This is a genomic window from Mycolicibacterium helvum, assembly GCF_010731895.1.
Taxonomy (GTDB): domain Bacteria; phylum Actinomycetota; class Actinomycetes; order Mycobacteriales; family Mycobacteriaceae; genus Mycobacterium; species Mycobacterium helvum.
Map to the genome: position 1 here is coordinate 4,947,943 of NZ_AP022596.1, position 19,512 is coordinate 4,967,454.

General features: G+C 66.9%; 20 protein-coding genes. 13 read left to right on the forward strand and 7 right to left on the reverse strand.

Annotated features, from left to right (window positions below; genetic code table 11):
• The first annotated feature begins 9 nt into the window (after positions 1-9).
• Positions 10-606, forward strand: a complete 597-nt coding sequence (locus tag G6N38_RS23295) for a TetR/AcrR family transcriptional regulator (protein ID WP_163750343.1) — start codon at positions 10-12, stop codon at positions 604-606.
• 77 nt (positions 607-683) lie between these two features.
• Here G6N38_RS23295 and G6N38_RS23300 read toward each other — a convergent pair whose 3' ends face one another.
• On the reverse strand, positions 684-1,292 hold the full coding sequence (locus G6N38_RS23300) for a TetR/AcrR family transcriptional regulator (RefSeq protein ID WP_163750344.1): 609 nt from the start codon (positions 1,290-1,292) through the stop codon (positions 684-686).
• 70 nt (positions 1,293-1,362) lie between these two features.
• Here G6N38_RS23300 and G6N38_RS23305 point away from each other — a divergent pair, with 70 nt between their 5' ends.
• From G6N38_RS23305 to G6N38_RS23355, 11 genes are all read left to right on the forward strand, one after another.
• Positions 1,363-1,884, forward strand: coding sequence for a DUF4242 domain-containing protein (locus tag G6N38_RS23305; protein WP_163750345.1), 522 nt, complete (start codon positions 1,363-1,365; stop codon positions 1,882-1,884).
• Complete coding sequence (locus G6N38_RS23310) at positions 1,881-2,930, forward strand: acyl-CoA dehydrogenase family protein (protein WP_163750346.1); 1,050 nt, start codon at positions 1,881-1,883, stop codon at positions 2,928-2,930. Before G6N38_RS23305 ends, G6N38_RS23310 begins: the two co-directional genes overlap by 4 nt.
• Positions 2,906-3,637 (forward strand): ABC transporter ATP-binding protein, encoded by a 732-nt coding sequence (locus tag G6N38_RS23315; RefSeq protein ID WP_163750347.1) that lies wholly within the window; start codon positions 2,906-2,908, stop codon positions 3,635-3,637. Before G6N38_RS23310 ends, G6N38_RS23315 begins: the two co-directional genes overlap by 25 nt.
• Positions 3,634-4,797, forward strand: a complete 1,164-nt coding sequence (locus tag G6N38_RS23320) for an ABC transporter substrate-binding protein (RefSeq protein ID WP_163750348.1) — start codon at positions 3,634-3,636, stop codon at positions 4,795-4,797. The genes G6N38_RS23315 and G6N38_RS23320 overlap by 4 nt, the downstream gene beginning before the upstream one ends.
• Entirely contained in the window at positions 4,794-5,630 is an 837-nt protein-coding gene (locus tag G6N38_RS23325; RefSeq protein WP_163750349.1) for an ABC transporter permease, read from the forward strand. The genes G6N38_RS23320 and G6N38_RS23325 overlap by 4 nt, the downstream gene beginning before the upstream one ends.
• Before the next feature lie 69 nt (positions 5,631-5,699).
• Entirely contained in the window at positions 5,700-6,452 is a 753-nt protein-coding gene (locus tag G6N38_RS23330) for a YebC/PmpR family DNA-binding transcriptional regulator (RefSeq protein ID WP_163750350.1), read from the forward strand.
• 8 nt (positions 6,453-6,460) lie between these two features.
• Positions 6,461-6,775, forward strand: coding sequence for a hypothetical protein (locus G6N38_RS23335; RefSeq protein ID WP_163750351.1), 315 nt, complete (start codon positions 6,461-6,463; stop codon positions 6,773-6,775).
• 164 nt (positions 6,776-6,939) lie between these two features.
• Entirely contained in the window at positions 6,940-7,518 is a 579-nt protein-coding gene (gene ruvC, locus G6N38_RS23340) for a crossover junction endodeoxyribonuclease RuvC (RefSeq protein WP_163750352.1), read from the forward strand.
• Positions 7,515-8,108, forward strand: a complete 594-nt coding sequence (ruvA, locus tag G6N38_RS23345; protein ID WP_163750353.1) for a Holliday junction branch migration protein RuvA — start codon at positions 7,515-7,517, stop codon at positions 8,106-8,108. Before ruvC ends, ruvA begins: the two co-directional genes overlap by 4 nt.
• Positions 8,105-9,172 (forward strand): Holliday junction branch migration DNA helicase RuvB, encoded by a 1,068-nt coding sequence (gene ruvB / locus G6N38_RS23350; RefSeq protein ID WP_163750354.1) that lies wholly within the window; start codon positions 8,105-8,107, stop codon positions 9,170-9,172. The genes ruvA and ruvB overlap by 4 nt, the downstream gene beginning before the upstream one ends.
• Before the next feature lie 11 nt (positions 9,173-9,183).
• Positions 9,184-9,567 (forward strand): DUF1304 domain-containing protein, encoded by a 384-nt coding sequence (locus G6N38_RS23355; protein ID WP_163750355.1) that lies wholly within the window; start codon positions 9,184-9,186, stop codon positions 9,565-9,567.
• Here G6N38_RS23355 and G6N38_RS23360 read toward each other — a convergent pair.
• The 4 genes from G6N38_RS23360 to car form a co-directional block, all read right to left on the reverse strand.
• Positions 9,560-10,420 carry a phytanoyl-CoA dioxygenase family protein gene (locus G6N38_RS23360; RefSeq protein WP_163752303.1) on the reverse strand — a complete coding sequence of 287 codons (861 nt, stop codon included), beginning with the start codon at positions 10,418-10,420 and terminating at the stop codon, positions 9,560-9,562. The genes G6N38_RS23355 and G6N38_RS23360 overlap by 8 nt on opposite strands.
• A 16-nt stretch (positions 10,421-10,436) precedes the next feature.
• Positions 10,437-11,036 (reverse strand): TetR/AcrR family transcriptional regulator, encoded by a 600-nt coding sequence (locus tag G6N38_RS23365; protein WP_197748099.1) that lies wholly within the window; start codon positions 11,034-11,036, stop codon positions 10,437-10,439.
• A gap of 70 nt (positions 11,037-11,106) precedes the next feature.
• Positions 11,107-12,198, reverse strand: coding sequence for a GGDEF domain-containing protein (locus G6N38_RS23370; RefSeq protein WP_246227396.1), 1,092 nt, complete (start codon positions 12,196-12,198; stop codon positions 11,107-11,109).
• Positions 12,199-12,319: 121 nt separating this feature from the next.
• Positions 12,320-15,808, reverse strand: a complete 3,489-nt coding sequence (car, locus tag G6N38_RS23375; protein ID WP_163750356.1) for a carboxylic acid reductase — start codon at positions 15,806-15,808, stop codon at positions 12,320-12,322.
• 222 nt (positions 15,809-16,030) lie between these two features.
• Here car and G6N38_RS23380 point away from each other — a divergent pair, with 222 nt between their 5' ends.
• A complete protein-coding gene (locus G6N38_RS23380) occupies positions 16,031-16,705 on the forward strand; it encodes a hypothetical protein (protein WP_163750357.1) in 675 nt (224 codons plus the stop codon).
• Between the two features lie 15 nt (positions 16,706-16,720).
• Here the strand turns inward: G6N38_RS23380 and G6N38_RS23385 are convergent, their stop codons facing one another.
• Together G6N38_RS23385 and gabT are read right to left on the reverse strand one after the other, a co-directional pair.
• On the reverse strand, positions 16,721-18,154 hold the full coding sequence (locus tag G6N38_RS23385; RefSeq protein WP_163750358.1) for a gamma-aminobutyraldehyde dehydrogenase: 1,434 nt from the start codon (positions 18,152-18,154) through the stop codon (positions 16,721-16,723).
• Positions 18,155-18,163: 9 nt separating this feature from the next.
• Positions 18,164-19,504: a 4-aminobutyrate--2-oxoglutarate transaminase gene (gene gabT / locus G6N38_RS23390; RefSeq protein WP_163750359.1), complete on the reverse strand. Its 1,341-nt coding sequence runs from the start codon at positions 19,502-19,504 to the stop codon at positions 18,164-18,166.
• Between the last annotated feature and the right edge of the window lie 8 nt (positions 19,505-19,512).

Genomic DNA, 19,512 nt, shown 5'->3' on the forward strand with positions numbered 1-19,512 from the left:
CTCGTCGTCGTGCCGAAGAACACGCCCCCAGGACCGCGCGATGAAAAGGGCGTCCTGTCTGCCCGGATCCTCGAGGCCGCCCGCGGTGAGTTCGCCCAGCATGGGTCAGCGGGCACCACGATCAGGGCAGTGGCCCGTGCCGCCGATGTCGACCCGGCCCTGGTGTATCACTACTTCAGCTCCAAGGACGGCCTGCTCGACGCGGCGACGAACCCGCCGCAGCGCTGGCTCGAAAGCGTGGCGAAAACCTGGACGACGCCGGTCGCGCAGCTCGGGGAGGCGCTCTTGCACCTGATGCTGCGCGCCTGGGCCGACGACGAGATCGGCCCGATTCTGCGGGCGGTGTTGCAGACCGCGGCTCATGAGGCCACCACCCGCGAGAAGCTGCGCAGAATCGTCGAGGGCCAGCTGATGGGGGCCTCGCAGCTGGGTATCGACACCGACGACCGCCGCAAGCGCAGCGGTCTGATCTCATCTCAGATCATGGGGCTGGCGATGATGCGCTACATCTGGAAGATCGAACCCGTCGCGTCGATGCGTGAGGACGAGATCGTCGCGGCCATCGCGCCGAACCTGCAGCGCTACATCGACGGCGATTTGGGCTAACGCCAAGCGTGGGGGATCTCGTTGAAGTTCGTCGGTAATTTCACCGACAACCCGCACGCTCGGCGTTCGGGCCGACGTCAGGTGAGCGTTGCCGCAATTCGCTCGGCCGCCCAGGACCGTGCCTGGGTGATCGGGTCGGTGGACCGCGAAATCTTGGAGCCCACCAGCGCGCCGTCGTACAGCAGTTGGATCTGCCTTGCCAGGCTCTCCGGGTCGCCCACTCCCGCATCGGCAAGCAGGCTCTCGAGGACCTCCAGCAGCCAGCGCCGGTGCGCGGCCACGGGTTCGAGTTCGACCCCGGGGAACTCGGTGGCCGCATTGGCATAAAGACAGCCTCGGAAGTCGCGCGCTGTCGCCGCCAAGGCGGCCAGGTCGAAGAACAGCAGGACTTTGTCCACTGCGTCAGGCTTCGCTGTGGCCGCGTGCAGCCAGCGGTTGCGATCAGCCTGATCCAAATCATTCAGGTAGGCCAGCACCAGGGCGTCTTTTGAGCCGTAGGTACTGTAAAGGCTCGCCTTTGCCACCCCCGCTTCACGCAGAATCTGATCAATGCCCACGGCCCGAATCCCTTGTGAAGCAAAGAGTTTCGCGGCGGTACGCAACAGCCGTTCGGCGGGCCGGGAGCCCGTCTCGGGCTGGGCCGCGGATGGCTGCGCGGTCGACGTCATAGAGGCAGAGTAGCCCATCAGGGGCAGTGGACAGACCGGTCTGTTCATGCAACCGTCGTGGAACCGAGCCGACGACGAAAGAGCTACCGTGTCCCTCTATCTCTACGAGATCGCCCCCGCCAGTGCCGACGCCAACCAGCTGCTCAAGGAGGTCGACGCGCTGATCCAGCGCCTCGGCGGCGATCTGATCGAAGCGCAGGTCACCGCGGCCCGTCGGATCTTCGCTGTGGCCGAGTTCAGCGCCGGGGAGGCGCCGAACCTGGATGCAGCCGCACTGGGTGGGGCTGAAGTCACCGGCCCACACCAGGTCCGGCTGGTGGGTGCCGCACTCGAGGACGTGAAGGCGGCCCGGCCCGCCGCGGGCTACCTGGTCGAGTGGGACCTTCCCGCCGAGCTCGACATGGATTCCTACCTCGCGCGCAAGAAGGCCAACGCGCCGCGCTACGCCGACGTGCCTGAGGTCAGCTTCTTGCGCACCTACGTCCGCGAGGACATGGACAAATGCCTGTGCTTCTACGACGCCCCGGACGAAGCCGCGGTGCGGCGTGCCCGCGATGCGGTGTCGACTCCGATCGACCGGCTGCACCGGCTCGACGAGGACCGGAGATGACCAGGGCGCTCACCGAAAACCGTGCCGCGACAGTGGCTGCGGCCGTCCGCACCGTCGCGGGGCGGGCAGCCGCGTTGGACGAGCCTGGCGTCGATGTGCGCACTGACCTCGCTGGTCTCGGTGCCGCCGGCCTGTTCGATGCCGCGTTGTCCGATACCGGTCTGCCCGAGATCGTCGGGCTCATCGACGACATCGCCACCGAGAGCCTCACGGTCGCGTTCAGCACCTGGGCGCACGTCATGGCGCTGACGTACCTGAGCCACGGTTCGCCACAACTGCGTGAGGGACACATCGAGGCGTTGCGTACCGGCTCCCGCATCGGGGTCACCGCCATGGCCGCCGGAATCAAACAGGTGGCCGGCCTTGGCGAGGTGCCTGTGGTCGCTCGCTGGCGCGGTGACGGCTTGACACTCAGTGGCCCAATCCGCTGGGCGTCCAACCTGTTCGACGATGCGGTGATCGTGTTGCCCGCCCGCGACGACACCGGCACGAGCCATGTGGTCGCGATCGATGCCGCCACACCTGGTGTCACCGTCGACCCGCCGCCCACACTGATGGCGCTGAATGCGACTGTGTCGAGTTCGTTGCGACTCGAGGAGGTGGCGGTGGGCCCGGACCAGATCATCAGCACTGATCTGGCGGGGTTCGTCGCCGCTATCCGGCCGGCATTCTTGTTGGCGCAGACGGCTTTCTGTGTCGGTGTCACCCGGGCGGCAGTCGCCGGCGCGAGCCACGCCGACGGTGTGCTGGCCGATCCGTTCGCCGACGACATCACCGCACTCGGCGAACGTGCCGCTGCGCTGCGCAACCGTCTCTACGAATTCGCCCGCGGCACCTCACCAGCGAGCATCGCGGACCTGATCCGGCTACGGCTCGAGGCCGCCGGCGCGGCGTTGGCCGCGACCCGGCTGGAATCCACCCTCGTCGGCGGAGCCGGCTACGTACGAGGCAACAGTGCCAACCGGCGGTTTAGGGAAGCGGCTTTCCTGCCCGTTCAATCACCTTCGGAAGGACAACTGCGGTGGGAACTGAGACGGTACGAATAAGCGCGGGCACCAAGCGGTTTGGGGCGACAACCGCGCTGCGCGATATCGACCTGACCATCGAAGGCGGGGAATTCCTGGCGGTGCTCGGGCGCAGCGGCAGCGGAAAGTCCACGCTGCTGCGGGTGCTTGCCGGACTGGACACCCTCTCGACCGGTGAGATCGCCTGGTCGGGCGCCGAGGGCCGCCCGCGAACCGGGGTCGTCTTTCAACAACCCCTGCTCATGCCGTGGCTTACGGTAACCGAAAACGTATGCTTTGCCCGACGATTCGGCGCTCACCGGCACGCGTTCGACGACAAGCACGTGGCCCAGCTGATGCAGCGATTCGGCATCGACTCACTCGCGGCACGGTATCCCGACCAGCTCTCCGGCGGGCAGGCCCAACGGGTGGCCATTCTGCGGGCTGTCGCTACCAACCCGGTATTGCTGCTGCTCGACGAACCGTTCAGCGCGCTAGACCCCGCCACCAAGAACGACCTGCAACGCTGGCTGGCCGATCTGGCTGCCGCCCTGACGATCACCGTTGTGCTCGTTACCCACGACGTCGACGAGGCGCTCGGGCTGGCCGACCGGGTGGTCTTACTGGGTTCGGACAGTGCACTGCATGGTCAGTGGCAGATCGTCGGCGCACCGACCGCCGACGACACAGTCGAGCTGCGCCGCGTGATCCTGGACCACTACCACCAGACCGCCGGATCCCTCCGGTGACGGGCCTGTCCCGGCGACGGCTGCTGGCGGGAGCAGCAGGGCTGGCCGCCACCGGTGGTCTGCTCGGTATCGCCGATCTGACTCGCAGTGCAACCACCAACGCCGCCAACGTCAGTGGGCAACTGCGGATCGGATATCTGCCGATCACCGACGCCGCACCACTGCTCATTGCCCACAGCGCGACGCTGTATCCGGCCGGTGTGGTGAGTTCGGCGAAGCCGACGCTGTTCCGCAGCTGGGCCGCGCTGGCCGAGGCGTTCATCAGCCGCCAGGTCGACGTCGTGCACCTGCTGATGCCGATGGCGGTGCAGCTGCGCTATGGCCTGGGTGGGGGAGTGCGGGTGCTGGGCTGGAACCACACCAACGGCTCGGCGCTGACCGTCGCCCCGCACATCCACGACCTGTCCGATCTGGCTGGCGCCCAGGTCGCGATCCCGTTCTGGTGGTCCATTCACAACATCGTTCTGCAGCAACTGCTGCGGGCAAACGGGTTACGACCGGTGGTGCGCCGCAGCGCATCTCGCTCCGAGCGCACCGTCGAGCTCGTCGTGATGAGCCCATCGGACATGGTGCCGGCGCTGGCCAACCGGTCGATCGCCGGATACGTCGTCGCCGACCCGTTCAACGCGATGGCCCAGATCAAGAAGATCGGCCGCATCCATACCTTCCTGGGTGACGTGTGGCGCGATCACGCCTGCTGCGTACTCATCACCCGCGACGATGTCATCGCCTCGCGGCCCGCCGCGATACAGGCCGTCACCGACGCCGTCGTGGCGGCGCAACTGAAGATCAACGCCGACCGCAAGGCCGCCGCGGCGGTGCTCTCCGGCCGCTATCTGCCCCAGCCGCTGCCGGCGGTGCAGACGGCGCTGACTTACCCCACGGCGCCGTACCCGTTCGCCCATCCGCAATGGCAGCCGCAACATATCGGGTTCCAGCCCTTTCCTTTTCCCAGCTTCACGAAGCGGTTGCTGGAGGCGATGGGTGACACCGTCGTCGACGGGGACCGGCGATTCCTTGATCGCCTCGATCCCGCCCATGTCCACCTCGACCTGGTGGACGACCAGTTCGTGCGCCACTCCCTGCACGCCCACGGCGGTCCATCCGCCTTCGGGCTGCCCACCGATCTCACCCGAATCGAAGAGGTGCAACCGCTATGACGACCACCCAGGCAGACCCGGCCGATTCGCTCGTCGGCAGCACGGTCCCCGTCACCAGTTCGCCCCGCGGGTGGGTGTGGCGCCGGGTCTGGCCGCCGGTGATCGCCGTCGCCGTTTCGGTCGGTCTGTGGTGGCTGGCCACCTCGGTGCTGTGCGACCCGACATCGCTGCTACGCCAGACGGCACCGCAGAAGGCGCTGCCCGCAGTCGGTGAACTGCTCAGTCGAGGGGTGCTGCTGTCGGACACCGGATACAGCTTGTACCGGCTGCTGGTGGGTTTGCTCGTCGCCGCGGTTATCGGCGTCCCGGCCGGGCTGCTGATCGGGCTGAACACGACGGTCGAACGTGCCGCCACCCCGTTGGTGCAATTCCTGCGGATGATCTCCCCGCTGTCGTGGACACCGATCGCGTTAGCGGTCTTCGGGATCGGCAACCAGCCGGTGATCTTTCTGATCGCGGCCGCCGCGGTGTGGCCGATCCTGCTGAACACCGTCGCGGGTGTGCGCGCCATCGAACCCGGCTTCCTGCACGTCGCGCGCTCCTTTCACGCCACCCGTACCGAACTGCTGACCGCTGTGGTGTTGCCGGCCATTCGCGGCCACGTTCAGACGGGTCTGCGCCTCGCACTCGGCATCGCCTGGGTCGTCCTGGTTCCCGCGGAAATGCTGGGGGTTCGATCGGGGTTGGGCTACCAGATCCTCAACGCCCGCGATCAACTCGCTTACGACCAGGTGGTCGCTGTCGTTCTGGTGATCGGCCTCGTCGGCTACCTGCTGGACCTCATCGCCCGGCTCGCGCTGGGCGGCCGGCTGGGCCGCAGCCTGGACGGATAGCTCGGCGACGGTCACTGACCAGTAGACTCGTCGGGTTATGGCAGGACGGAAAGTACGGAGAAGAACCCGATGAGCGGCCATTCCAAATGGGCTACCACCAAACACCAGAAGGCCGTCAAGGATGCGCGCCGCGGCAAGGAGTTCGCCCGGCTGATCAAGAACATCGAGGTCGCGGCCCGTACCGGTGGTGGTGATCCGGGCGGTAACCCCACCTTGTACGACGCCATCCAGAAAGCCAAGAAGACCTCGGTCCCCAACGACAATATCGAGCGGGCCCGCAAGCGTGGTGCCGGTGAAGAAGCCGGCGGCGCCGACTGGCAGACGATCATGTACGAGGGCTACGGACCCAATGGTGTCGCGGTCCTCATCGAGTGCCTGACCGATAACCGCAATCGCGCCGCCGGTGAGGTCCGGGTCGCGATGACCCGCAATGGCGGCAACATGGCCGACCCCGGGTCGGTGTCCTACCTGTTCTCCCGCAAGGGCGTGGTGACGCTGCAGAAGAACGGTCTGTCCGAAGACGACGTGCTGCTGGCGGTCCTGGAGGCCGGCGCCGAAGAGGTCAACGATCTCGGTGAGAGCTTCGAGGTCATCTCCGAGCCGACTGATCTGGTCGCGGTGCGCACTGCGCTGCAGGACGCCGGAATCGACTACGACTCCGCCGACGCCGGTTTCCAGGCCTCGGTGACGGTGCCGCTGGACGCCGACGGCGCCCGCAAGATCATGAAGCTCGTCGACGCGCTGGAGGACAGCGACGACGTGCAGGACGTGTACACCAACGCCGACATCTCCGATGAGGTCCTGGCCGAGATCGACGAGTGAGCTAGGGCATGGCGGAGGTGACCGACCCCGACGGTGTCGGCTGGTCGGTGCGTCGCTGGTGGTGGAAGACGATCCCCTGGGAGACCGGGTTCGCCACCATCGACGCGCTGATCTTCTTGGTTGTGCTGCCGTTCATGCTGCTGTGGCCGTTTTGGTTGGCGTCCAAGTGGCTTGGCGCGTCGTGGACCATCAACGTCAGGCGCGACGGAACCAAGGTGGGCAGCGAGCGGGTGCGCGGGTGGAAGCAGTCCGGTCAACGCGTCGAGGAACTCGCCCGCGCAGCGCAGGAAGGCACGCTGACGCAGTTCAACACCGAGGCCTGATCAGTTGCATGCCACCGGTTTGACCGGTGTCACCGTCGAGCACTGTGGCCCATGGTCTGACGATAGCCACTGCTCAGCGATCCGCGTGGCGTGTCATCACCGATCCGGGCAGCCCGGCCCGCTACTGTTATCGAACAGCTGTTCGTAGTGGGAAAGGGCGATCCGTGCGCGTGATGGGAGTCGACCCGGGGTTGACGCGATGCGGTCTCTCGGTGATCGAGAGTCGGGGCGGCCGCCAGGTCACCGCGCTGGATGTCGATGTGGTGCGCACCCCGGCCGACGAGGCGCTCCAGTGGCGCCTGATGACCATCAGCGACACCGTCGACCATTGGATGGACACCCACCTGCCCGACGTGATCGCGATCGAGCGGGTCTTCGCCAACCAGAACGCGAACACCGCGATGGGCACCGCCCAGGCCGCCGGGGTCATCGCGCTGGCCGCCGCCCGCCGCGATATCGACGTGCATTTCCACACCCCCAGCGAGGTGAAGGCCGCTGTCACCGGCAACGGCCGGGCGGACAAGGCACAGGTCACCGCGATGGTCACCCGGATCCTGCAGTTGCAGCAGAAGCCGACGCCCGCGGACGCCGCCGACGCGCTGGCCCTGGCGATCTGCCACTGCTGGCGCGCCCCGATGATCGCCCGCATGGCGCAGGCAGAGGCGATGGCCGCCGAACAGAAACGTGCCTACCAGGCCCGGCTGAAGGCCGCGAAAAAGCCGATGTCACGGAGCGCAAAATGATCGCCTCGGTGCGCGGGGAAGTCCTCGACATCGCCCTCGATCACGTCGTCATCGAGGCCGCCGGCGTCGGCTACAAGGTGATGGTCACCCCTGCCACGCTGGCGACGCTGCGGCGCGGCACCGAGGCCCGGCTGATCACAGCGATGATCGTGCGCGAGGACTCCCAGACGCTTTACGGCTTCGCCGACTCCGATGCGCGCGACCTGTTCTTGACGCTGCTCGGGGTGTCCGGGGTCGGGCCGAAGATCGCGCTGGCGACGCTGGCCGTTTACGACGCGACCGCGCTGCGCCAGGCACTGGCCGACGGTGACGTGACCGCCTTGACGCGGGTACCCGGCATCGGCAAACGTGGTGCCGAACGGATGGTGCTGGAATTGCGGGACAAGATCGGCGCGGTCTCCGGCGGTGCGGGTCTGGCCGCGGCCACCGGTCATGCGGTGCGGGCGCCAGTGGTCGAAGCCCTTGTCGGACTTGGTTTTGCGGCCAAACAGGCCGAGGAGGCATGCGACAAGGTGCTCGCCGGTGACCCGGATGCGACCACCCAGAGTGCGCTGCGCGCGGCGCTGTCACTGCTGGGGAAGACCAAGTGAGCCGGTTCGACGCCGACGACGAGGACGCGGAACTAGAGCGGGACGTCTCGCCGGCGCTGACCGTCGGCGAAGGCGATATCGATGCCAGCCTGCGACCGCGCTCGCTGCGCGAATTCATCGGCCAGCCACGAGTGCGCGAACAGCTGCAGCTGGTCCTGGAGGGCGCCAAGAATCGCGGCGGCACACCGGATCACATCCTGCTGTCCGGTCCACCGGGACTGGGCAAGACGTCGCTGGCGATGATCATCGCCGCTGAACTGGGCACCTCGCTGCGCGTCACCTCCGGACCTGCCCTGGAACGGGCCGGCGATCTGGCTGCGATGCTGTCGAACCTCGTCGAGCACGATGTGCTGTTCATCGACGAGATCCACCGCATCGCCCGGCCCGCCGAGGAGATGCTGTACCTGGCCATGGAGGACTTCCGCGTCGACGTCGTCGTCGGCAAAGGCCCTGGGGCGACGTCGATTCCGCTCGAAGTCGCCCCCTTCACGCTGGTGGGTGCCACCACCCGGTCGGGCGCACTGACCGGGCCGCTGCGCGACCGCTTCGGGTTCACCGCACACATGGACTTCTACGAGCCCGCCGAGTTGGAGCGAGTGCTGGCCCGCTCGGGGGGCATCCTCGGCATTGAAGTGGGAGCCGAGGCCGGTGCCGAGATCGCGCGCCGATCGCGGGGCACGCCGCGTATCGCCAACCGGCTGTTGCGGCGCGTGCGCGACTACGCCGAGGTGCGTGCCGACGGGGTCATCACCCGCGATATCGCCAAGGCGGCGCTGGCTGTTTACGACGTCGACGAACTCGGCCTGGACCGGCTCGACCGCGCAGTGCTCACTGCGTTGACCAAGAGTTTCGGCGGCGGCCCGGTCGGGGTGTCCACCCTGGCCGTCGCGGTGGGGGAGGAAGCCACCACAGTCGAGGAGGTGTGCGAGCCATTCCTGGTCCGCGCGGGCATGATCGCGCGGACTCCCCGCGGCCGGGTGGCGACGCCGCTAGCCTGGACCCACCTCGGCATGGTGCCACCGCCGCGGGCCAGCGGACTCGGTCAGTCCGGCCTTTTCGAATAATGGGAGCCCCAATGGTCACTGCCGCACTGGTTTTCGCCGGCCTCGCCGCGCTGCTGCATATCTACATCTTCACCATGGAATCACTGACCTGGACGACGCCGCGGACCCGCGCGGTGTTCGGCACCAGCGCCGAGGAAGCCGAGACCACCAAACTGATGGCCCTCAACCAGGGCTTCTACAACCTGTTCCTGGCGATCGTGAGCGTCGTCGGTATTGTCGCAATCATTCTGGGGCACAACGGTATCGGTGCGGCACTGGTGTTCGCCGGCGTCGGATCGATGCTCGCCGCGGCGGTCGTGCTGCTGGCGTCCGCGCCGGACAAGGCGCGCGCCGCCATCACTCAGGGAGCGTTCCCGCTGGTGGCCGTCGTGCTGCTGGCGATCGCCATCATCTGATCTCCAGGATTCGCTTGGGGTGCATGCCGTCGACCATGCCCATGAACGGCGGATGGATGCTGTAGCCGAGCATGCGGCGAATGTCCTCCGACACGGTCCGCACCGTGGCGGGAGGCGTCGACAGCGTGAAGGCCTCTTGGGGGCGCAACCAGGGCTCACAGTATTGCGCGGTGACGCCGAGCCGACTCTGGTCAGCGGTATGGTTGGCGCCGCCGCCGTGCCACAGCGTGCCGACGAAGAACACCACCGACCCGGCCGGCATCACGACACTGACATGCTCATCGGTGTCGGTGGGCTTACGGTCGTCGCCCCAGTGGTGGCTGCCCGGGATGACCACAGTGGCGCCGTTGTCCGCAGTGAAGTCGGTGATCGCCCAGATGGTGGCCGCGCTCAACGACGGACGCGGGCGCGGCACCGGATACATGCCGTCATCGAAATGCAGGAACTGCGCGGTTTCCTCAGGTCCGATCCTGATGGCCTGCAGCTGAGACAGTAGATAGTTGGGCATCAACAGCCGATCCAGCAGTGCCAGCACCCGCGGATGCTGGACCAGGGTGTCGCAGATGCGGGTCTTGGTCAGCAGGCTGTAGGCCCGCTGAGTATGCAGGCCCTCGAAGACATTTCGGCCGACCGGCCCCAGCAGCGGGTCCACCGTCGCGGCGATGTCCTGGCACGCCTGGGGCGAGAGCAGGCCTTCGATGACGAGGTATCCGTCGCGCTCGAGCGTCGCCAGGTCGGACTCGATGCAGTTGGGTACGCCCGACGCGGATGTAGTGGCGGTCGATCGGTATGTCCCGGCGATGTCGGCATAGAGATCCTCGACCTTCTCAACACGAACATCGTTGCGGGATATGTAGTGGGACATCGATTTAACCTTTCGCGGTTGGATCAAGGCCGACCGCCCCGGCGACGAACGACCACAGCTGGTCGATCACGTCGGGCGCGGGTGGACGGGGATCGCGGGTCAAGCACACCGCGACGACCGCGTTGGTGCCGCCGATCGTGGCGGCGGCCAGGTATTCGGGGTCACGGTCGGCAGGGATCTCGCCATCGCGTTGCCCTTGGGCCATGTTGCGCGCGCCGATCTTGCTCATCTCCTGCTGCCAGCGACTGCGTGCGGTGGCCAGCTCGCCGTCGCCGAGCCCGGCCAGTATCGCGGCAGCCACCGGTTCCCCGTAGAGGAAGTGCACCCAGTCGGCAATGCGTTGCCGTTCCCGTTCGGCCCAGGTCGGTGCGTCATAGCTGCGAAGGGCGATCGAGTCGGAGAAGCGTTGGTAGAACGCGTCGACGACGGCCACGAGCAGGCCGGTGCGGGTGCCGAAGTAGCGGTAGGGCAATCCGGCGCTGACTCCTGCCCGGCGCGCGACCCCGGCGACCTCGAAGGGCGCGGGGCCGGCCAACTCCGCCGTCGCGGCTTCGATCAGCCGTTCCCGAGCCTGGATGCCTCGCATCGTCATCGCTGTCGCCACAGGTGCGATCTTAAGTTGAGTTCAACTCATTTCCAAGAGCTGATCGTGAAGTCCCGCCAGGGTCGCGACGTCAGCTGTGGTTGCCCATAGCAGTGCGGTAGCGAACCTGGTTGCCGCCCGCTCGTTTGGCCTCGTACATCGCGGCATCGGCGGTGTCCGCCAACTTCGCGATCGTCGTGGCGACCGGCCGCTCGTCGATGTCGGTCAGGTCCAGCGTCGCCATACCAACGCTGGCGGTCACGCCACCCGGCGCGGCCGCGACGGCCGCACGCAGGCGCTCGGCACTGGCGGTAGGGTCGCCCGGCTCGGTCAGTTCGGCGATCAGGAACTCCTCGCCGCCGAGGCGGGCCACGACCGAGTTCATCGCGCTGGCCCGCCGCAGATTGTCGGCGACCGCGATCAGAACGGCGTCGCCAAAGCCGTGGCCGTGACGATCGTTGATCTGCTTGAACCCGTCCAGGTCGATCATGATCACGGCCAGCCATCGTGACTCTGATCGATCCGCCGCGGCGACCAGCCGCGCGGCCAACTGGTAGTAACCGCGCCGGTTACGCAGACCGGTCAGCGGATCGGTATGCGACATCAGCGCATCGAGGGTCAACAAGTGCAGCAGCACCTGACCGGCGAACGGAACCGCCAGCACCGCGATCGCCACGCCCACCACGTGGCCGGCCGCCAGCGCGATATCGCCGTCATCGGCCACCCGTGCGGCGGCGATCGCGGTGGCCAGGGCCGCGTTGGCCAGCGTCGCCGCCAGCAGCCGGCTGGAGTGGAACAAGGCCACGTACCCGGCCAGCGGTGCGAAGGTGGTGCACGCCAGCAGACCGGTGACCGGGCTCCCGGCGATCAGGCAGGCGAGGGTCACGCACGCATTGCCGCCGAGGGCGAACAGCGTCGATTGGCGTTGGCTCGGCCAGCCGGCCACCCAGATGCAGGCCCCGCCGACACACACCACCGAGATCATGATGGCCGCGGACCGGTGCAGCTCACCTTGGGGGCCCGACGGGCTGAACAGCATCACGATCGGCACCAAGCCGAGTATCGCGGCGATCGATGCGATCATGACGCGGGTGAAGCGCTGCAGTTGGCGCGACACAAGGTATTCGGACAGCCAGTTGTACTGATCGGGCTGACGCCACCACTGCCGGATCGACGCCGCCATGCCCACGTCTTTGCGCATAAGCTCCCGAACCGCCCGCAGCCCGCCCCCAAGGGCTGGAAGTCTGCGCGAAATCTTACTGCGAAGACCTCCAACCTGCCTGGGGAAGGACTGGGGGTTCGGCCTACAGCAGGCCGAGGAGCTGTAGATCGGTCACGTACTTGACGATGACCTCCGGTGTGACGTGCGGAATATCTTTGTCCGGACCGATTTTCGCGTCTTGAACCGCAGTGCGGAACCGCTCGGTCGGCGCGATCGATCCGCGGACGGGCCGCTCCGGATGCTGGTAGTTATGCAGCAACGGTAGGAGCGAGTACTGGCGCTGGCGGTCCGGCAGTGCCCGCATCGAGGTTTCGAACCGCTGCAACCACGCGCCGTACTCGTTGATCCGCTGGATCGGGTAGCCGGCCTCGACCAGCCAGTCGACGAACTCGTCGAGCCCGATGCCGTCGTCGTAGGGGTTCATCACGTGATACGTCTCGAATCCTTCGGTGACCTGAGCACCCAGCGTGGAGATCGCCTCGGCGATGAATTCCACCGGCAGGCCGTCATAGTGGGCACGCTGGCGGTTGCCATCGGCGTCGAGCTCGTAGAACGAGGCCGGCGCGACCCCGGTCGCCACCAGGCTCAGCATCATCCGGGTGAACATATCGGGCAGGTTGAGCTGGCCGCCGTAGGTAGTGTCGGCCAGGATCATGTCGCAGCGGAACACCGAGACCGGAAGGCCGCACAGGTCGTTGGCCTCGCGCAGCAGAACTTCGCCGGCCCACTTGCTGTTGCCGTAACCATTGGCGTAGGAGTCGTCCACCGCCCGGGTCGGGCTGATTGAGCGGATATCGCCGTCCTCGACGAACTGCCCCGGCGTGATACCGGCACCGACGCCGATCGTCGAGACATACACGAACGGCTTCACCTTGCTGGTCAGCGCGATCCGGATCAGTTCCGCGGTACCAACAGCGTTGGGGCCGAACAATTCCCGGTACGGAAGCACGTGGTTGACCAGGGCGGCGGGATCGACGATCAGATCGACGGTGTCGGCCAGCCGCTGCCAGGTCTGGGCGTCGAGCCCGAGGTTCTCCTCGCCCTTGTCACCGGCGATGACCTGGAGATGCCCTTCGGCCAGTTCGCGATAATGCGCCAGCAGCTCGGGATCGCCGCTGTCGAACGTCGCATCCAGTCGGCGGCGGGCATCCTCGTTGGTGCGGGCGCGCACCAGGGCGATCACCGTGCCGTCGACCAGGCTCATTCGCTCCAGCCATTCCAGGGCGAGGTAGCGACCCAGGAATCCGGTTGCGCCGGTGAGTAGTACGGTGCGGATCTCGCTGCTCGCCGGGGGGAGTTGCGGCGCGGCGGCCAGTGTCGCGGTATCGATGAAGCGGTCCAGTGTCAGATCACTGGCGTGCGCCTCGGTGGCGCCGGCACCGTGAACGGAGGCGAAGGTCGGCCGCTTGCTGCCCGAACTCCGCTCGGCCTCGATGTAGCCGGCGATGGCCTGTAGGTCGTTGGCCGGGCTGACGATGACGCCCACCGGCACCTCGATCGCGAAGATCTCGTTGAGCAGGTTGGCGAAGGTCAGCGCCGAGAGCGAATCTCCACCCAGGTCGGTGAAGTGCGCGTCGGGTTGCAGGTCTGCGGCCCCGGCGCCCAACAGTGCGCCGGCGGCGCGGGTGATGGTCACCAGCACCGGAGCGTCGGCGCCGCTCTGCCGAAGTGCACGCAGCTCGTCGGCCTGGCCTTCGGCCAGATCGGTGTAGAGCTGTTCCAGCGCAGAGCCGTAGCGTTCTTTCAGGCGGGGCCACGCCAGCTTGCGGATACCGGTCAGCAGGCCGTTCTCGACGGTGAAAGGCGTTGTCTCGATGAGGAAATCGCGTGGGATCTCGTAGGACTGCAACCCGGTGGTGCGGGCCACGTCCTGCAGTGATTCGCCGATCAGGGCCTTGAGCTCCGCCGCGTCGTGTCCGGCCGCTGCTTCAGTGGTGGGCACCACGACGGCCAGCAGGTAGGGCCGGGCGCTGTTGCCGTACAGGTAGATCTGCTGCACCAGCGGGCTGCCCAGGAATGCGGCTTCCAGCTTCGACACCGTGACGAACTCGCCCTGGGAGAGCTTGAGGACGTTGTTGCGCCGGTCGACGTACTGCAGGTGGTCGGGGGCGGGCTCGGCGACGATATCGCCGGTGCGATAGAAGCCGTCCTCATCGAACATCGTGGCGGTCACTTCGGGTCGCTTGTAGTAACCGGGGAACAGCTGCGTCGTCTTGACCAGCAACTCGCCGCGCGGATGCGGCAGGTCGGTGCCGAAGTAGCCGAGTTCGGGAACGTCCACCAGCTTGTAGTCGGTGACCGGGGGACGGCGCACGACGCCGTCGACGAACACCGCACCGGCCTCGGTGGAGCCGTACCCCTCGATCAGGTGCATGTCCGCGAAATTCTCGACCCAGGCTTTGAGTTCGGGCGCGATCGGTGCAGAGCCAGTCATCACCGATACGAACCGGCCGCCCAACAGGCTGGTGCGCTTGTCGGCCAACACCTCTGCCTCATCAGACGGCTGCCGGTCGATCGCGCTTTGCACTTCTTGGTGGATCATGTCCCACACCCGCGGAACCAGGTTCAGTTGGGTGGGGCGGGCCAGTGCCAGGTCTTCCAGGAACGTCGATAGATCCGGACGGGCGGCGAAATAGACTGTGCCGCCAGCGCTCAGCGTTCCGTAGAGCGCGCCGCGGCCCATCACATGACTCATCGGCATGAAGCTCAGCACGATCGCGGGGTAGGCGCCCTGCTTGTCGTCCCAGTGCGCAGCCGCGGCCGTCCACATGTCGGCGACCTTCTGGGCTGGGTACATAGCGCCCTTCGGGGCACCGGTGCTGCCGGAGGTGTAGATCAGCAGGGCCAGCGGATCGGCCTCGGAGGTGGCCGCAGGCCCAATGGAACGGCTGGCGCCATAAGCGATTTCGTCAGCAAGGGTGGTCACCGTGACCTGCGTGCCGGCCAGACGGTCGCGGGCGGCGGCCAGCGACTCGCGCTGATCGTCGACCTCGGGGTGGAAGTCGAAAACCACCAACAGCTTCGGTGCCGGTCCGGCGAGCACGAGATCGACGGCGTCGTCGAGGTTGTCGATGCTCGATGCGATCACCGTCGGTTCTGTCTCGGCAACGATCGGTTGCAGTTGGGTCGCACCGGCGCTGGTCTGCAGCGGCACAGACACCGCACCCAGTTGGGCCAGCGCGAGATCGATGGTGGTGTAGTCGACGCTGGTGAACCCCAGGATGGCCACCCGGTCGCCGGTGTTGACGGCGCGGCCGGACCAGGCGCCCGCGACCGCCAGTACGCGGTCCCACAGCTCGCGGTAGGTGATGGTGTCGAACTGAGCCATCAATTCGGCAGTGGTGCGATGGGTTTGCGGGTCCTCGACGAACCGGACTGCGCGCTGACCGACCGCGGGGCGGTCGGCGTATCCGTCGAAGACGATCTTGATGACCTGGGGCAGGCTCAGGCCCGATTGTGCGGCGGCCGCTGTGACGGCCGGGTCAGGCGCGGCGGCCGCGAACTGCGGATCAGTGGCGTAGAGATCGGTGACGCGCTGCTCGAACCGGGCTTCGCGAGTATCAGTCGGCATGACGAAACTCCATAAAAAGCTAGAGAAACAAGAAGGAATGTGGGGGCGCTCCGTTGCGCCCAACACAAACTACGTTAGCAAAGCTAACGGTATTCCCCGTGACGGTCGCATGTGACTGTGAACTTGCTGTCCGTTGCCTGGAGCCGGGTCGGTTAGAGGCTCGAGAGACAGGGGTACTCGTGCGTCATCACGGGGGATATCCCCTGGAACCAAGGAGGCGTCATGAAAGACGTAGACACCCGCATCGATGCTGGTGCGAGCCGGATGGAGATCGCGCGCAGCCGCGGCGCGGCAAGCGGTTTCCTGCTCATCCTGCTGGGCGCGTGGGGCGCGCTGATTCCGTTCGTGGGGCCGTACTTCAACTTCGCCTACGATCCCACTGTCACGTGGGCGTGGACCTCCGCTCGCGGCTGGCTGGAGGTTCTGCCCGGTGTGGTGACCGTGCTGGGCGGCGTGCTGTTGCTGATGTCACGTAATCGGGCGACCGCCGTGTTCGGCAGCTGGCTCGCGGTCGTCGCGGGCGTGTGGTTCGTGGTGGGACGGCTCTTCGCCAGCCCATTGCAGCTGGGCGACTTGGGCTCGCCGGTGTCCAACACCACGGCCGGGCGGCTGGCGATCGAGCTGGGCTTCTTCAGCGGGCTGGGAGCCCTGATCATCTTCTTCGGCGGGATGGCCCTGGGCCGGGTGTCGGTGCGCAGCCTGCGTGACGTGCGCTACACACAGCGACCGGTCGTCGCCGAACCCGTTGCCGACGAGCACGATACGGCCGCCACAACGGTCATCAAGGCACCGCGCCGCCATCGTGGTCCGGAGTCGGTCGAAGTCGACGAGGAGCACCGGCATCGCGGCTGGCGAGGAATGTTCGGCGGCTCGCGCCGCACACCCGTCACGCACTGACCGCGCGGGCGTGCGTCAGCCGGTATAAGCCATCACGTGCTTGATGCGGGTGTAGTCCTCGAAGCCGTACATCGAGAGATCCTTGCCGTGCCCTGAGGACTTGTAGCCGCCGTGCGGCATTTCGGCGACCAACGGGATGTGGGTGTTGATCCACACGCAGCCGAAGTCCAGCGCATTGGACACCCGGATCGCGCGGGAGATGTCCCTGGTCCACACCGAGGACGCCAGCCCGTACTCGGTGCCGTTGGCCAAGCGAAGAGCCTCGTCCTCGTCGGCGAACGACTGCACAGTGATCACCGGTCCGAAGATCTCCTCCTGGACCTGCCGGTCGTCCTGCAGCAGCCCGCCGATCACCGTCGGTTCGATGTAGAAACCCTTGTCGCCCTGACGGTTTCCGCCGGCCGCAACCGTGGCGTGCGACGGCACGTCGGACAGGAAGCCGAGCACCCGGTCGAGCTGGTTGAGGTTGTTGACTGGGGGCACCCAGGCGTCCTCATCGTCGGCCGCCCGGCCGAAGGTGGTGGCCGCGCCCTTGGCCTGTTCGGCCAGCGCTGCGATCAGCTCCTCGGCGATGCCGGCGTGCGCCAGTACCCGGGTGGCCGCGGTGCAGTCCTGACCGGCGTTGAAGTAACCGGCGGTCGCGATTCCCTCTGCGGCAGTGGCGATGTCGGCATCGTCGAACACGATCACCGGCGCCTTACCGCCCAACTCGAGGTGGGTGCGCTTGAGATGGCCACCCGCACTGACCGCCACCGCGCGGCCGGCGGCAACCGACCCGGTGATCGACACCATCTGCGGGGTCGGATGCGCGACGACGGCTGCGCCGGTCACCCGGTCGCCGCACACGACGTTGAGCACGCCGGGCCCGAAGTGCTTGGCGGCGATCTCGGCCAGCATCACGGTGGTTACCGGCGTGGTGTCGCTGGGCTTGAGTACGACGGTGTTGCCCGCGGCGATGGCAGGACAGAACTTCCAGATCGCCATCATCATCGGATAGTTCCAGGGTGCCACCTGACCGATCACCCCGACCGGTTCGCGACGGATCCACGACGTGTGATCGGCCATGTATTCACCGGCCGACTTGCCTTCCAAAATCCTTGCGGCACCTGCGAAGAACCGGATCTGGTCGACCATCGGCGGGATCTCCTCGGCCGCCGTCACATGGTTGGGCTTGCCGGTGTTCCGGCCTTCGGCCGCGACCAGGCTTTCCGCATGCCTTTCAATGTCGTCAGCGAAACTCAGCAACGCCTTCTGCCGATGCGACGGCGTGGTCCGTTTCCAGTCGGCGAACGCCGCAGCTGCCGCAGCGTAAGCGCTGTCGATGTCCTGCTCGTTGGAAATCGGTGCAGTGCCGTACTTTTCACCCGTCGACGGGTCGACGATCGGCATGGTGCCCCCGCTGATGGAGTCGACCAGTTCGCCGTTGATGAAGTTCTTGACGGTTGTCATCGCGGCTTCCTAGATGTCGGCGAGGATGCCGGCCAGCACGTCGAGACCTTCGGTCAACAGTTCATCGCTGATGGTCAGCGGTGGTAGGAAACGCAGGATGTTGCCGAATGTTCCGCAGGTGAGCACCAGCACACCCTGGGAATGTGCCTTGGCGGCAAGGTTTTTGGCGAGGTCGGGGTCTGGCTCGGCGCTACCTGACTTCACCAGCTCGACGGCGATCATCGCACCGCGACCGCGGACGTCGCCGATGCGGTCGTCGTCGGCCTGCAGGCGGCCAAGCTTGTCCTTCATCACCTTTTCGATGTGCTTGGCCCGGTCGAGCAGCCCGTCGAGCTCGATGGTCTCGATGGTGGCCAGCGCCGCCGCGCATGCCACCGGGTTGCCGCCGTAGGTGCCGCCCAGCCCGGAGACGTGCGGGGCGTCCATGATCTCGGCGCGCCCGGTCACAGCGGCCAGCGGCAGACCGTCGGCGATGCCCTTGGCGGTGACGATCAGGTCGGGGTCGATGCCCTCGTCCTCACAGGCGAACATCGCACCGGTACGGGCGAATCCGGACTGCACCTCGTCGGCGATGAAGACCACATTGTTGTCGGAGCACCACGCGCGCAGCGTCGGCAGGAAGCCTGGTGCGGGAACGATGAAGCCACCCTCGCCCTGGATCGGCTCGATGATGATGGCGGCCAGGTTGGCTGCACCGATCTGCTTGTCGATCACCGTCAGCGCCCGCTCGGCGGCCAGTTCGCCGTCGGTGGCCCACTCCTTGTCGATCAGGCCATCGCGGTAGGGGTAGGACATCGGCGCGCGGTAGACCTCCGGCGCGAACGGGCCGAACCCGCTCTTGTAGGGCATCGACTTGGCGGTCAGCGCCATCGTGAGGTTGGTGCGGCCGTGGTAGGCGTGGTCGAAGGCCACCACCGCGGTCTTGCGGGTGTACGCCCGCGCGATCTTGATTGCGTTCTCCACCGCCTCGGCCCCGGAGTTGAACAGCGCCGAACGTTTCTCGTAGGAGCCGGGGGTGAGGCGGTTCAGATGCTCGGCGACGGCGATGTACTCCTCGTACGGGGTCACCATGAAGCAGGTGTGGGTGAAGTCGGCGACCTGCGCGCGCACCGCCTCGACGACCCGCGGGGAGGAGTTGCCGATCGTCGTCACGGCGATCCCGGAACCCAGATCGATCAGCCGGTTGCCGTCGACGTCCTCGATGATCCCGCCGCCGGCGCGCGCGGCGTAGATCGGCATCGTGACGCCGACCCCGTGCGATACCGCGGCGACCCGGCGTTTGGACAGCTCGAGGGAGGCGGGGCCGGGGATGTCGGTGACGAGCTTGCGGCTCTGCTCGAGGGTGGTCACTTCTGTTC